Raw genomic sequence first — 14,825 nt, forward strand, 5'->3', positions numbered from 1 at the left:
GCGCGCGGCCACAAGGCAGGGATGAACGGCGCAATGAGATGCGTCGTGCATGCCGCACAGCGCACCGGCCGCACGCCGTTGGCGGCTGCGCAGTGGCCCTGCGCAGGCTGCTCGGCGTCCTGCTATCGCAGGCGCACTAGCGGGTCTTACTCGCTTCGAGGATGCGATCTCAGAGCATCCAGCACACCAGCTCCGCCTGGCGGATGCTGGGCGCTGCGGTCGCCGCATGGCCGCGCGTGCCGGCGTGGCCGGTTGCATGGCGCTGCCGGACGTCACCGCACCGCACCGCGCGTGGCATGCGATGCGCATCGGCGGCGACTCCGGCACGTTGGTGCAAGCTGGCCGGCTGCTGCGGGCGGCATAATGCGCACCTCAACGGAGAACGTGCATGCATAGCGGTGGCCTGGAACTGGCTCTGGTCCTGATGCTGGCCGCCATCGTGGCGGTACCGGTGTTCAAGCGCTTTGGCCTTGGCGCGGTGCTGGCCTATCTGGTCGCCGGCGTGGTGCTAGGCCCGGATGGTGTGGGCGTAGTGCAGGATGCCGAGCGCATCAGCGGCGCGGCCGAGATCGGCGTGGTGATGCTGCTATTCGTGATCGGCCTGGAGCTCTCGCCGGCCCGCCTGAAAGTAATGCGCCATTCGGTGTTCGGCGCCGGCGCCACCCAGGTGGTGGTGACGGCCATGATCCTGGGCGGCCTGCTGATGCTGGGCAACCTGGGCTGGAAAACATCGCTCATCGTCGGCGTGGCGCTGGCGTTGTCGTCCACTGCGGTGGGCCTGCAGCTGCTGGCCGAACGCAAGGCGCTGGGCAGCGATTACGGGCGACTGGCCTTCGCCATCCTGCTGTTTCAGGATCTGATCGCGATCCCGTTGCTGGCCGCCATCCCGCTGCTCGGTGGCAGCAAGAACGCCACTCTCGCCTGGCCCGATGTGGCCAAGGCGATGGCCGCATTGGCGCTGGTGATCCTGTGCGGGCGCTTTGTGTTGCGCTATCTGTTCAACGTAGTGGCGCGCACCCGCATGCCGGAGGTATTCACCGCCAGCGCGTTGCTGGTGGTACTGGGTACCGCCTGGATCATGCAGGAAGCCGGGCTGAGCGCCAGCCTGGGGGCCTTCATCGCCGGCGTGCTGCTGGCCGATTCGGAATTCCGCCACGAACTCGAATCGCAGATCGAACCGTTCGAAGGCTTGCTGCTGGGCTTGTTCTTCATTTCGGTGGGCATGGGCATCGACCTCAATCGCGTGGTCGCCGAACCGGGGTTGATCGCCGCCGGCGTGGCGATCTTGTTGGTGGTGAAGTTCTCGCTGCTGGTCGGTATCGGCAGCGTCGCCAAGCTGCCGCTACGCAGCAGCCTGATGCTGGGCAGCGTGTTGTGGCTGGGCGGCGAATTCGCGTTTGTGGTGTTCAACGAGGCCGATCGCGTGGGCCTGCTGGATCCGGCCAATCACGATCGCCTGGTGGCCATCGTCGGTGTCTCCATGGCGCTGACGCCGCTGCTGCTGCTCGGGATGCAGCGCCTGCTCAATGGACCGTTGCGGGTGCAGGTGCCCAAGTCCGAGCGGCCCTTCGACACCATCGATGCGCAGTCGCCGCAGGTGCTGATCGCCGGCGTGGGCCGTTTTGGCCAGGTGGTGGCCCGCCTGCTTACCTCGCGCCATGTGCCGTTTGTGGCGCTGGAGCACAACCCCGACACGGTGGAGGATATCCGTCGCTTCGGCGGCGAACTGTATTACGGCGACCCGACCCGGCCGGACCTGCTACGCGCCGCCGGCGCCGATCGCATCAAGGTGTTCGTGATCGCGGTGGACGACCCGGAAACCAACATCAAGACGGTGCGGCTGATCCGCCGCCTCTACCCGCAGGCCACCGTGCTGGCACGCGCGCGTAACCGCCAACACGCCTGGAAACTGATGGACCTGGGCGCCGAACCATTCCGCGAGGTATTCGCCTCCAGCCTGGAACTGGGCGGACGCGTGCTGACCTCCCTCGGCGTGGGCGATGCGCTCGCGCGCGAACACATCGAGCGCTTCCGCAAGCACGACGAAGACCTGATGCGTGCGCAACACCTGGTCTACGACGACGAAGCCAAAGTGCTGCAGACCTCGCGCGATGCGCGCGAAGACCTGATGCGCCTGTTCGAAGCCGACGTCAAGGCGGATGTGGATGCTGAGCCGGAACCGACGACGCACGATCGCTGAGCTTGTGTAGGATCGTTGAGCTTGTGTGGGAGCGTGCCTGCGCGCGACGAGGCGTTACCGGCAATCCCGTAGCGCGCCTCGCGCGAGATCGTGTGGAGGTACTCCGCGCACGACTGCAGCAATTCTTATGTTGCATGTTGACGACGCATACAGCCGCTGCATGACTGCAGCGGCCGTCTGTCGATCGCGTTGCTCAGCCGCGCGGTTTGCGCGCTGCGGTTTTACCAGCCGACTTCTTCGCTGCAACCTGACTGACTGCTGCCTTGCTGACGGTTTTCGCGACCTTCGGCACCTGCTTGCTCACGCGCTTGGCTGGCGTCTTCTTTGCAGGCTTGGCAGACGCTGCTTCGCTCGCCCGCACAGGTTTTGTTGAAGATGCAGATGCGCGTTTGGCTGGCGCCTTGCTCGCCTTTTTCGCGGCCTTCTTGGCGGCTTTCTTCACCGGTGTCGCAGCACCCGCACGCACTTCCGGCGGGCGGCGCGGCGGCGGTTTGCGGCCTGGGGTGAGTGCGCGCCAGGCGTGTCCGCCGTTCATGGCCAGCAACGCGTCGGCGGCCGAGGGGCCGGCGCTGCCGGCGGCGTAGTTGGGGAAGTCGCTGGCCGGTTGTTTCCAGGCATCCAGGATCGGCTGCACGATGCGCCAGGCGCCTTCCACCATCGCCGCGTCCTGGAACAGACCGGCTTCGCCGTTCATGCAGTCCTGCAGCAGACGCTCGTAACCCACGGTGTATTCCTTGGGGAACCAGTCGCGGTAGCGAAAGTCCATACGCACCGGCGCCAGTGCCACCTGCGCGCCCGGGCGCTTGACGTCGAACTGCAGAGAAATGCCTTCATCAGGTTGAATATGCAGCACCAGCCAGTCGGGGCCGTAGCCGCCGACTTCGGTGCTGCGAAACGGTGCCAACGGCGCGGGTTTGAAGCGGATGGCGATCTCGGTGGTGCGCTCGCGCAGACGCTTGCCGGTGCGCAAATAAAACGGCACGCCGGCCCAGCGCCAGGTATCGACCTGCAGCTTCATCGCCACATAGGTTTCGGTTTCCGAGTCGTCCGGCACGGTGTCTTCTTCGCGATAGCCGGGCACGGCGCTGCGATTGACCGCGCCGGACGCGTATTGACCACGCACCACGTCTTCCGGCTTGATCGGGCGCACGGCTTCGATCACTTCGGCGCGGCGGCGATGCATCGCCTCGGTGGTGAATGCGGCTGGCGGTTCCATCGCAATCATCGCCAGCAACTGGAACAGATGATTGGGCACCATGTCGCGCAAGCAGCCGGTGGGATCGTAGAAGCGCCCGCGCCCTTCCACGCCGATGGTTTCGGCGGCGGTGATCTGCACGTGATCGATACGGTCGCGGTTCCACACCGGCTCGAACAAACCATTGGCAAAACGGAACGCAAGAATGTTCTGCACGGTTTCCTTGCCCAGGAAATGATCGATGCGGAACACCTGATCCTCATGCAGCACCTTGGCCACGGTGGCATTGAGATGCTTGGCGCTGGGCAGATCGTGGCCGAACGGTTTTTCCACGATGACGCGGCGCCAGCCCTGATTTTCGCGCTGTTTGACCAGGCCGGCTTCGCCGAGATTCAACAGCACCGGCTCGAAAAAGCGCGCGGCGGTGGCGAGATAGAACAGCACATTGCCTTGCGTGCCATACCGCTTGTGCAGTTTCTCCAGCACGCCGTCCAGCGCCTGATACGCGCCAAGGTCGGTAAAGTCGCCGCGCAGGTAATGCATGCGCTCGCGCAGCCAGTCCCAGGTGTCGGTGTCGAATTCGTCGGTCTGGAATTCGGCATCGCGGCTGCTCAGCAGCTGCGTCATCGACTGCCCCATGTTGCTGCGCCACGCGCGTTCGCTGATGTCGCCATGGTCCATGCCGACGATGGCGAATTCCTCGCCCAATGCACCGGCGCGGCGCAGGTTGTACAGCGCAGGCATCACCAACCGCTTGGTCAGATCGCCGCGGGCGCCGAAGACCACGATGATGCACGGCGGGGTTGTGGCTTGTTCGTTCATGGATGTGTTTCCTTTTCGCCCATGCGTCCGTGCAGGCGCAATGCCGCATTGACCAGGGCCACGTGGGAATAACCTTGCGGGAAGTTGCCAAGCATGCGTTTGCCGCGCGGGTCGTATTCTTCTGCGAGCAGGCCAACGTCGTTGCACAGCCCGAGCAAACGCTCGAGCAGTGCGCGCGCCTCATCGGTGCGACCGATCAACGCAAAGTTTTCCACCAGCCAGAAACTACAGGCCAGGAAGGTGCCCTCGCCTGCCGGCAGGCCATCGGCGCTGTCGTCGGCGCGATAGCGCTCGACCAAGCCATCGATGGTGAGCTCGCGCGCGATCGCATCGGCGGTGGCGGCGATGCGCGGATCGTCCGGCGGCAGAAAGCCGACAATGGGAATCAGCAACAGCGATGCATCCAGACGATCAGAGCCGTAGCTCTGCACGAAGTGGCCATCTGGATGCACGCCTTTTTCCAGTACTTCGGCGCGGATCTCTTCAGCGAGCCGGCCCCAGTGCGCGCGCTTGTCGGCATCGGCATTGGTGATGCCATCGCGACTGCCGCAATCGAATGCCAGCCACGCCATCACTTTGGAATGCACGAAATGCCGGCGCTCGTCGCGGATTTCCCAGATGCCTTCGTCCGGTTGGCGCCACAGGGTTTCCAGCGTGTCGAGAATCTTTTCCAGCAAGGACGCCGACGACCCATCGTCATCGGCAGGCGGCGCCACGCCTTTTTCGCGTGCGTAATGAAAGGCGCCGATCAGCTCGCCGTACACATCGAGCTGAAATTGATCCACCGCACCGTTACCGATGCGCACCGGAACGGAATTTTCGTAGCCGGGCAGCCAGTGCGCTTCCCATTCCTGCAATCGGCGCTCGCCGCCGATGCCATACAGCGCCTGTAATTGATCCGGCGACCCGGCGATGGTGCGCTGGACCCAGTCGCGAAACGCCGCAGCCTCATCGCGATAGCCGGCTTGCAGCAACGCGATCAGCGTAAACACCGAATCGCGCAACCAGCAGTAGCGGTAATCCCAGTTGCGCGTGCCACCCAGATGCTCCGGTAACGAGGCGGTGGGCGCGGCCACGATGCCGCCGGTGGGCAGATAGCTGAGCCCTTTCAACACCACCAGCGAGCGACGCACCTGCTTGGTCCACGGGCCGACATCGGTGCAGCGACGTGCCCAGCCATGCCAGAACGCGGTCGTGCGTTGCAGCGCCTGCTCCGGATCGATCGCCGGCGGCGTGGGCTGATGCGAGGCGCCGTGACTGAGCAGAAACCAGGTGCTTTCGCCTTCGCGCAACGTGAAGTCGGCTTCGGTGCCCAGGTCTTCGCCATGCAGTTCCTGCGGCGAGCGCAACGCGAGCTGGTCGGGGCCGGCGATCGCGCGAATGCCGCCGTCGATGCCGGTCACCCACGGCACGGTGCGGCCGTAGTTGAAACGGAACGTCAGGCGCATGTGCATGGGCATCACGCCCTGCACGCAGCGCACGATGCGCACCAGATGCTGGTGGCTGTCGCCTTTGTCGGTGGCGACCATGAAGTCGACCAGTTCCACCGTGCCGGTGTCGGTGCTCATGCGCGTGCACAACACCAGACTGTCGTCTTCGTAAGCGCGTTCGCTGCGGAATGCGGCGGCGGGCGACAACGCCCATTGCCCGTGTTGCTCGTCGCCCAGCAGCGATGCGAAAACCGCATCGGAATCGAAGCGTGGCAGACATAGCCAGTCGATGGTGCCGCGATGGTCGACCAGGGCCGCGCTGTGGCAGTTGCCCAGCATGGCGTGGTCCTCGATACGCACGCTCATCGTGTGGGCGTTTCCTTCCAGCGAAAGAATCCGCAGTCTTACATGCGCGGTGTCGGGATCGGGTTACGAATACGCGGGCAAACGCAGCAACGGTGGCACCGTGTGTTCCAGCCGACGGATCAGTGCCGGATCCATATAGGTGTAGTCGTCGGGAATCTGCAACGACACCACGCGGCAATGGAGTAGATGCGCGGCGAAGCGTTTGCGCAGCAACTGCAGGTGGCGGCGCTCCATCACCAGCACCAGGTCGGACTCCTGCAGCAACTCGGGCGTGACCTGCACCTGCGCATCTGCGGCCAGCCCGGCCGATTGGGTCTGCACGCCCGGCCAGTCGGCGAACACGCGCTCGGCGGTGGGACTGCGCAGCCGGTTGCGGCTGCATACGAACAGCACCCGCAGCGGTGTGCCGCCGCGCTGGCTCAGCGGCCTTCGCGCAGGAAGCGCGCCATCGAAGAGACGCCCGGCAACGCGGGTTCGAACTGGCCGGCCACATCGATGAAGCCGCGCATGATGGCGATCTCGCGCGGGGTGCGGTTGAGCGCATCGCGACGGTCGGCATCGGCACCAGCGCGCAGCAGGCGCTGCACCAGCAGCGGCAAGCCATGCAGTGCGGCCAGATGCAGCGGGCCGAAGCCGCGTTGGTCTGCCACATCCAGCGAGACGTCTTCGTCGAGCAGGCGTTCGACCCCGGCCAGCACCACCTTTTCGTCGCAGGCGGTGCCCGGTTCGGCGCGCGCGCCCAACAACAACAGCAACGGGCTGACCCGCCCACCGGCGAGCGCGTCCGGGTCGGCGCCGGCCAGCAACAAGGTGTCCAGCAGCGCCAGCAGGCGGGTGGTGTCGCGCGCGGTGAAACCGTACAGCGCCGCGCAATGCAGCGGCGCCAGCCCTTGATCGTCGGTGGCATGCACGTTGGCTGCGGCCGTGAGCAGACGCGCCACGATATCCGGCAAGCCGAGTGCGCACGCCAGCATCAGCACGGTCACGCCACCGGGCAGGCGATGTTCGATCTGCGCGCCGGCCTGCAGCAGGGCGGCGACGATATCGGTCTGGCGCATGCTCACCGCGGCCGACAACGGCGTGGCGCCGCTGTTGGCTGCGCGCTGCGGGTCGGCACCGCGGCCGAGCAGATGCGCAACCACGCCCAGGTGGCCGCCACCGGCCGCACGCAGCAGCGCGGTGCAGCCTTGGGCATCGACGGCATCCACCGGCAGGCCGAGGTCGATCAGGCGTCGCACCGCATCGGTATCGCCAGTCATCGCGGCCGCGGGCACGTCCGCTTCGCGCAGCGTACGGCGTGGCAGCGACCAGATCCGCCAGTCCAGCCAGTCGGCCAGATCGCGCCGGCCGATCGATAGCGCCACGCCCAGCGGGGTCTGCCCGTCGGCAGCGCGTGCTTCCGGCGAGGCGCCCTGCTTGACCAGCAATTTCAGCGAGGCATCGCGGCCCAGCGCGGTGGCCAGATGCAGCGCGGTCATGCCGTGGCTGTCGCGCGCTTCGCGGTCCACGCCGTGTTCCAGCAGCCACTGCTGCAGGCGCAGCCAGCCCAGCCGCACGGCCAGCGACAACGGCGGATCGCCAGCCGCCGACGGCGCAAACGGGTCGGCGCCGCGTTCGAGCAATTCCACTGCGAACTGTTCCAGCCCGCGCGATGCCGCATCGTGCTGCACGCAGGCGCTGAGCAGCCGGGTCAGGCCACCTGCACCGGCCGGCGACACGCCGTGACGCAGCAGCACCTGCAGCGCCGGCACCGCCTCCACGCCACGCGAGAGCAGCGCAAACATCGGCACGTCGCCGCAGGCATCGCGCACTTCGGCATCGGCGCCGTGACGCAGCAGCCAGTCCACCGCATCGGCGTTGAGCGCCAGATGCGCGTCGTGCAGCAGGCCGCCAAGTTCTTCCGGGCCGCACAGTCGCGCCAGCGCGTCCAGGCCATCGCGTTGGCCGAACTGCAAGCCTTCGCGCAGCAGCACCAGCGGCGGGCGATCGGGCAGCACCGCCACGCCGGGGGTGTCGCCATGCGCATCGCTGACGGCAGCCGGCAAGGGATAGTTGGGGTCGAGCAATTGCACGATCGCCCAACGCCCGGCTTCGGCGGCCACGTCCACGGCGCGACGGCCATGCACATCGACGCTGTCGGCCGGCACCTGCAGATCGAGCAGGCGGCGGATCAGCGCCGGCGACACGCTGTCGGCGGCGCAGGCCAGCATCACCGCGTTGCGGCCGTCGCCGTCGATGGCCAGCACATCGGCCTTGCGCGCGACCAGGCGTTCGAGCACCGCGCTGCGCGCCTGACGCGCGGCATCCAGCCACGGCGTGCGGCCGAGCAGATCGCGCGCTTCCAGATTGGCGCCGGCCGACAACAGCGCCTCGACGATGTCGCCATGACCGGCTAGCGCGGCTTCGTGCAAGGCACTGCGGCGCTGGCGGTCGCGCGCATCCACGCGCGCCTTGTGCTTGAGCAGCAACTGCACGCCGGCCGGGTCGTCTTCTTCGGTGCCGGCTGCGGCCAGCAACACCGGCGCGCCACCGTCCGGTTCGGAATGGGCGCCGCGTTCCAGCAGAAATTTCGCCAGCCGCCAATTGCCGACCTGGCACGCCATCGCCAGCGGCGAATGACCTTCGTTGTTGAGCGCGTCCAGGTCGGCGGCGGCATCGCGCAGCAATGCGGCCACGCCGGGGTCGGAACTGCGCACCGCGTGATGCAGCGGCGTATTGCCGTCGTTGTCGGTGGAGCGCGGGTCGGCACCGTTGGCCAGCAGCGTCATCACCGCATCCGGGCGGCCATGCCAGCTGTCGCGGGTGGCGGCCAGCAGCGGCGTCATGCCGCGATGCGGCTGGTTGACGTCCACGCGGCGCACGATCAGCTCGCGCAACAGGCGCAGATCCGGCAGCACCGCTGCCAGCGCGGGCAGGCTGCGTTGGTCGCGCCATTCCGGCAGCGGCATCGCCTGCGGGTCGGCGCCGGCCTCCAGCAATTGCAGCGCGCGATCCACCCGGCCGCTACGCGCGGCTTCGAACAATTCGGGCACCAGTTGATGCTGGGCGACCGGCTCCAGCGGGCGCGGTTCGGCGGCCGCTTCGGAGAAGAAATCGGCAGCCTGCCGGGCTACCGGCGCATCGCTGCGCGCCGGTGCGGCGGTGCGTTGCAACAGCAGATGGGCGGCGGGCAGCAGCGCGGCAGCGGCAATCGCCAGACCCCAGCGCAGACCGCCGGACAACCAACCCGGCCAGGCCAGCGCCACCACCAGGGTGCACACCGCCAACACCAATGCGGCGGCCAGCAGACCGCGCCAGGCATGCAGTTCCTGCGTGGCCAGGGCGTGCCAGCGTGGCGCCAGCGCGCCACCGTCGCGTTCCACTTCGCCCCACAACGGCCAGGTGCGCCACAGTCCCAGCAAGGCGGCGCTGACGGCCACGCTCAAGGCCAACGCGGCGGCCAGACTGCCGCTATCGCGCAGCGCGGTCAGCGGCCAGCTGATCAATGCCGCCAAGGCGAGCAGGCCCACACCCCAGATCGCCAGCAACGGCGGCAGCGCCTGTGCGATGGCGCGCGGCTGCGTCGCCAGCGTGCGGGTGCCACGCGCCCACGACACTGCCAATGCAAAGGCCGGCTGCGCCAGCCACAGGCTCACTGCGGCAACGGCGCCACCAAGGCCACCGAGCAGGGACAACACAACGCCGGCCGCACCCGCCAGCGCTGCGGCGCGCAATCGCGCGGCACGCTGCGGCTCAGTCATAGTCGCACTCGCCCGCCAGCACCACCGTCTTGGGCAGTTGCAGGTAGAAGCCGTGCTTGGCGAGCGCTTCGCGCACGGTCACCACGTCGGCCTGCGCCAGGCGGCGCTCAGGCGTCAACGCCACCTCCAGCACGAATGCGAATGGCGCCAACGGCGCGTGCACGGCAGCGGGAAGACCGGAGAAATCGTCACGCGTGGCGAGGTAGACGAAGGTGTCCTGCTTGCGTTGGCTTTTATAGACGTAGGCGTGCATGCGCGCGTGATCGCGCTCGTAGAGCGGTGGGTCGCAGGATTGTGTCCCAATTGCGGCGACGGCGAAAGCGCGGCCGCTGCGAAAAATCCCAGCCACGTCAGCGACATGACCGGCGCGTTCAGTTGCGCCATCGACGGGGCTGGCGTACGCCACCGATATACTGCGAGCACTTTTTGCCAGCCAGACCATCGTGAGCCAAGCGCAGCATTCGTCCCAGATGGCCCCGGTCGCCGTCACCGCCTACACCTCCACCACCGCGCTCGGCGCCGGGCTCGCGGCCCAGGCCGCCGCGCTGCAGTCGCGCCGCAGCGGCCTGCGTTACAACGATTTCGGGCCACACCCGCTGCCATGCTGGATCGGCCGCGTCGACGGCGTGGAAGAGGTGGTCCTGCCCGCTGCGCTGCAAGGCTGGGACTGCCGCAACAACCGGCTGGCCTGGCTGGCCCTGCAGCAGGACGGCATGGCCGACGCCGTGCAGGCCGCCGCGCAGCGCTACGGCGCCGAACGCGTGGCGGTGATCATCGGCACCTCCACCTCCAGCATCGGCGCCAGCGAAGAGGCCTATACACGGTTGGTGGAAGACGCCGATGGCGCGCGGTTTCCGGACGATCTGGACCGCCCGATCGTGCACACCCCGCATTCGTTGGGCGACTTCGTCCAGCACGCCACCGGCCTGCGCGGCCCCAGCGTGACCGTGGCCACCGCCTGTTCGTCCAGTGCCAAGGTGTTTGCCCAGGCGGCGCGGCTGATCGAGGCCGGGGTGATCGACGCGGCCCTGGTGGGCGGCGTGGACACCTTGTGCGGCAGCGTGCTGTTCGGCTTCAACTCGCTACAGGTGGTCGCCCCCGAGCCGTGCCAGCCGTTCGACGCGCGCCGGGTCGGTCTGAGCCTGGGCGAAGCCGGTGGCTTTGCGCTGGTCGAACGCACCGCCGCCGCCCCGGATGCGACGTTGTGGCTGTACGGCTATGGCGAATCCAGCGATGCGCACCACATGTCCGCCCCGCATCCGCAGGGCCTGGGCGCGCAGCTGGCGATGCGCGGCGCGCTCGAACGCGCCGGCCTGGACGCGGCAGCGGTGGGTTATCTGAACCTGCATGGCACCGCCACGCCGGCCAACGACAGCGTGGAAGCGGCAGCGGTGGCGGCGATCTTCCCCGACACCTTGCACGCCAGCTCGACCAAGGCCTGGACCGGCCACACCCTGGGCGCGGCCGGCATCGTCGAATCGGTGATCGCCCTGCTGGCGCTGCGCGACGGCGTGCTGCCGGGCACGCTCAACAGCACGGTGCCCGACCCCGCCTGCGGCCCGCAGATCCGCTTCGACAACGCTCATTCCCGGATCGATTACGCAATGAACAACTCCTTCGGCTTTGGCGGCAACAACTGTTCGCTGCTGTTCGGGCGGGCACGCTGATGCTGACTGCCACCATCGAAGGGATCGGCTTCTGGACCCAAGGCTTGCCCAACTGGGAGGCCGCGCATGCCTTCATGCAGGGCGGCCCGCTGCAGGAGACGCCCGCACGTCCGGCGCCGCAGCTGCTGGCCGCCAACGAGCGCCGCCGTGCGCCGGATACGGTGGCGGTGTCGCTGGAAGCCGCACTGGCGGCCTGCACCGCCGCCGGCCGCGACCCTGCCAGCTTGCCGTCGGTGTTCACCTCCACGCACGGCGATCTGGCCATCACCGATTACATGTGCACCACGCTGGCCAGCGACCCGCTGGCGATCTCGCCGACCAAGTTCCACAACTCGGTGCACAACGCCGCAGCGGGCTACTGGACCATCGGTGCCGGCGCGATGACCCCGGCCACGGCGATCAGCGCCCACGACGCCAGTTTCGCGCAAGGCCTGCTGGAAGCATTGGTGCAGCTCACCGCTGGCGTCGATGCGGTGCTGCTGGCCGGCTACGACGCGCGCTCGGTGGGACCGCTCGGCCGTATTTCGCCCAGCCAGGGCCTGCTCGGTGGCGCGCTGGTGCTGGGCAGCGCTGGCCAGACCGGCAAGCCGCAGCTGCAAGCGTGGCTGGACGATGGCGCGCCATCTCCCGCTGACGGCGCGTTGGCGCACCATGGCGCCGCCAATGCGATGGCGCCGATGCTGCCGCTATTCGTGCTGCTGGCCGGCCACGGCGACAGCGCCGCCCTTTATGCCGGCCCTGGCCGGGTGCTGCGTGTGGAGCTGCAGCGATGAGCCGGGTACCGCTGACCCGCGAAGACACCGCGATTCTGGTGCCGGCCTTGAACGAGGCATTGCGTATCCGCGAAGTGGTCACCGATGCGTTGACCTACTGCTCGCATGTGATCGTGATCGACGACGGTTCCGACGATGGCACCGCCGATTGCATCGCCGACCTGCCGGTGCGCCTGATCCGCCATCCGCAGCGCATGGGCAAGGGCGCCGCGTTGCGCAGCGGCTTTGCGCAGGCGCAGCAAATGGGCATGCGCGCAGTGATGACCATGGACGGCGATGGCCAGCACAAGGCTGCCGATTTTCCGCGCCTGCTGGCCGCAGCCAACCGCCACCCCGGCTGCGTGATCGTCGGCGCGCGCATGCGCAAGCGCGCCACCCAGCCCACCATCCGCCGGATCGGCAACGACTTCGGCGACTGGGGCATCGCCTGGGCCTGCGGTTTTCAACTGGTGGACAGCCAGAGCGGCCAACGGCTGTATCCGGCCTCGGTGTTCACCTTGCCCAACGTGTCCGGCGAAGGCTTCGTGTTCGAAGCGCAGCTGCTGATTTCCGCCGCACGCCAGGCCGGCGCACGGGTGGTCGCGGTGCCGATCGAAACCCGCTACGCGGGAAGCGCGCCGGGCACCTTCCGCAAGAGCCATTTCCGGCTGGTGCGCGACCTATGGAACATCACCTCGCACGTGGTCGTGCAGGCCTGGACCTACGGGCACATCTGGCGCGAATACCGCAACGTGCGCGCCAACCCGGTGATCATTGACGATGCCGACGGCGAATTTGCTACTGTGCCCGCGGCTACCAAGAGCAACCCGTCCCCATGAATGCACAGCGTCGCGATGTCGTCATCACCGGTGGTGGTCTGGCCGGCCTGAGCCTGGCCCTGCAATTGAAGCAACGCGATCCGGAGCTTGCGATCACCGTGCTGGAGCGCCGTGCGCACCCGGTGCGCGAGGCAGCGTTCAAGGTGGGCGAATCCACGGTGGAGATCGGCGCGCATTATTTTGCCGACGTGCTGGGCCTGCGCGAGCATCTGGAGACCGAGCAGATCCGCAAGTTCGGTTTCCGCTTTTTCTTCTCCGACAAACGCGAAGACATCGACCGCTGCACCGAGCTGGGCGTCAGCCAGATCCTGCCGACACCGTCGTGGCAGATCGACCGCGGCCGCTTCGAAAATTTCCTCGGTGAGCGCGCCCGCGCGCAGGGCATCGCGTTCCTGGACAACTGCAGCGTCAAGGGCGTGGATCTGTCCGAGGACGCCGCCGATCATGCGGTGCGCTACGAGCATGCCGGCGAGCAGGGCACGCTGAGCGCGCGCTGGGTGGTCGATGCCAGTGGCCGCGCCGGCCTGCTCAAGCGCAAGCTGGGCCTGGCACAGGACAACGCACACAACGCCAATGCGGTGTGGTGGCGCGTGGAAGGCCTGATCGACCCGAACGGCTGGTCGCAGGACAGCAGCTGGCTGCAGCGCTGCACGCCGCCGGATCGCTGGCGTTCCACCAATCACATGTGTGGGCCCGGTTACTGGTTCTGGTTGATCCCGCTGTCGTCCGGTGCGCATTCATTGGGTATCGTTTGCGATGCGCAGATGCACCCGCTGGAGACCATGAACACGCACGAAAAAGCCATGGACTGGCTGCGCCTGCATCAACCGCAGGTCGCCGCCTCATTGGACAAGGCCGACTACCGCTTGCAGGACTTTCTGTTCCTGCGCAATTTTTCGTATGGCTGTAAACAGGTGTTCTCGTCGCAGCGCTGGGCGCTCACCGGCGAGGCGGGGGTGTTCCTGGACCCGTTCTATTCGCCGGGCAGCGACTTCATCGCCATCTCCAATACCTATATCTGCGAACTGATCGGCCGCGATCGCGCCGGCAGGTCGCTCAGCCCGTATACCGAGCTGTATGAGCAACTGTATTTCTCGTTCTACGAAAACACCCTGACCCTGTATCAGGATCAGTACGCGCTGTTCGGCGACGAGCAGGTCATGCCGGTCAAGGTGATCTGGGATTACACCTACTACTGGTCGTTGCTGGCGCCGCTGTTCTGTTCCGGACGCATCGCCGACCTGAGCCTGTTGTCGCGCATGAAAGCCGACTTCTTTTATGCGCGCGACATGAACCTGGCCATGCAGCGCGTGCTGCACGACTGGGGCGTGCACAACACTGCTCAAGGCATCGCTACCAGCGATGGCCGTCTGCTGGACCAGTATCTGATCGGCTGGTTCAACGAGCTCAATGGCGCCTTGCACGACACCCTGGACGACGACGCGTTTGCCGCACGCATCCACACCAACGTGGCGCAGATGGCGGTGCTGGCACGCGAGATCCTGCAGCAGGCACGCCACCGGCACCCCGACCTGCCCGACCACGGGCTGGACGCGCTGACCGCCAACGCCAGCGGCGACCCGATCCTGACGGCGACGTGGTACGCGGACGCGGCGTAAAGCCGATCGAACGCGCCGGCAACGGCGCGTTTTTCTTGAGCGCGCGTCATGCTTATGCGATCCGACATGAAGATCGATGAGATCGGCTGTAAAGCCGATGACACTCGGACGCTATCGGCTGTAGCGCAATGTGCTTTCGATCAGCGCCGTCGTCGCAGCTAGCCACGCGCGCAACGGAGCAGCCTGGACGTCAGG

11 protein-coding genes are annotated in these 14,825 nt (G+C 67.2%); 6 read left to right on the forward strand and 5 right to left on the reverse strand.

Going from position 1 to position 14,825, the window contains the following annotated elements:
- Positions 1 to 226: 226 nt before the first annotated feature.
- A complete protein-coding gene (locus ABQZ00_RS21215) occupies positions 227 to 364 on the forward strand; it encodes a hypothetical protein (protein ID WP_323538985.1) in 138 nt (45 codons plus the stop codon).
- A 24-nt stretch (positions 365 to 388) separates the two neighbouring features.
- Positions 389 to 2,200, forward strand: a complete 1,812-nt coding sequence (locus tag ABQZ00_RS21220) for a monovalent cation:proton antiporter-2 (CPA2) family protein (RefSeq protein ID WP_323538986.1) — start codon at positions 389 to 391, stop codon at positions 2,198 to 2,200.
- 193 nt (positions 2,201 to 2,393) lie between these two features.
- Here ABQZ00_RS21220 and zwf read toward each other — a convergent pair whose 3' ends face one another.
- From zwf to ABQZ00_RS21245, 5 genes are all read right to left on the reverse strand, one after another.
- The gene (gene zwf / locus ABQZ00_RS21225) at positions 2,394 to 4,217 is read right to left on the reverse strand and encodes a glucose-6-phosphate dehydrogenase (protein ID WP_323538987.1); all 1,824 of its coding nucleotides are present in this window, start codon (positions 4,215 to 4,217) and stop codon (positions 2,394 to 2,396) included.
- Complete coding sequence (locus ABQZ00_RS21230; RefSeq protein WP_323538988.1) at positions 4,214 to 6,013, reverse strand: glycoside hydrolase family 15 protein; 1,800 nt, start codon at positions 6,011 to 6,013, stop codon at positions 4,214 to 4,216. The genes zwf and ABQZ00_RS21230 overlap by 4 nt, the downstream gene beginning before the upstream one ends.
- A gap of 63 nt (positions 6,014 to 6,076) precedes the next feature.
- A complete protein-coding gene (locus ABQZ00_RS21235) occupies positions 6,077 to 6,406 on the reverse strand; it encodes a low molecular weight protein tyrosine phosphatase family protein (protein ID WP_323538989.1) in 330 nt (109 codons plus the stop codon).
- Between the two features lie 26 nt (positions 6,407 to 6,432).
- Positions 6,433 to 9,753, reverse strand: coding sequence for an ankyrin repeat domain-containing protein (locus ABQZ00_RS21240; RefSeq protein ID WP_323538990.1), 3,321 nt, complete (start codon positions 9,751 to 9,753; stop codon positions 6,433 to 6,435).
- Positions 9,746 to 10,006 (reverse strand): YcgL domain-containing protein, encoded by a 261-nt coding sequence (locus tag ABQZ00_RS21245; protein WP_104616460.1) that lies wholly within the window; start codon positions 10,004 to 10,006, stop codon positions 9,746 to 9,748. Before ABQZ00_RS21245 ends, ABQZ00_RS21240 begins: the two co-directional genes overlap by 8 nt.
- A gap of 217 nt (positions 10,007 to 10,223) precedes the next feature.
- Here ABQZ00_RS21245 and ABQZ00_RS21250 point away from each other — a divergent pair, with 217 nt between their 5' ends.
- Genes ABQZ00_RS21250 through ABQZ00_RS21265 form a run of 4 tightly spaced genes read left to right on the forward strand, consistent with a single transcriptional unit; the run spans position 10,224 to position 14,630 of the window.
- A complete protein-coding gene (locus tag ABQZ00_RS21250; protein ID WP_323538991.1) occupies positions 10,224 to 11,420 on the forward strand; it encodes a beta-ketoacyl-[acyl-carrier-protein] synthase family protein in 1,197 nt (398 codons plus the stop codon).
- A complete protein-coding gene (locus ABQZ00_RS21255) occupies positions 11,420 to 12,193 on the forward strand; it encodes a beta-ketoacyl synthase chain length factor (RefSeq protein WP_323538992.1) in 774 nt (257 codons plus the stop codon). The genes ABQZ00_RS21250 and ABQZ00_RS21255 overlap by 1 nt, the downstream gene beginning before the upstream one ends.
- Positions 12,190 to 13,011: a glycosyltransferase family 2 protein gene (locus ABQZ00_RS21260; protein ID WP_323518144.1), complete on the forward strand. Its 822-nt coding sequence runs from the start codon at positions 12,190 to 12,192 to the stop codon at positions 13,009 to 13,011. The genes ABQZ00_RS21255 and ABQZ00_RS21260 overlap by 4 nt, the downstream gene beginning before the upstream one ends.
- Positions 13,008 to 14,630 carry an NAD(P)/FAD-dependent oxidoreductase gene (locus ABQZ00_RS21265; protein WP_323538993.1) on the forward strand — a complete coding sequence of 541 codons (1,623 nt, stop codon included), beginning with the start codon at positions 13,008 to 13,010 and terminating at the stop codon, positions 14,628 to 14,630. Before ABQZ00_RS21260 ends, ABQZ00_RS21265 begins: the two co-directional genes overlap by 4 nt.
- The last annotated feature ends 195 nt before the right edge of the window (positions 14,631 to 14,825 follow it).

The organism is Xanthomonas sp. WHRI 10204, from assembly GCF_040202875.1.
GTDB lineage: Bacteria > Pseudomonadota > Gammaproteobacteria > Xanthomonadales > Xanthomonadaceae > Xanthomonas.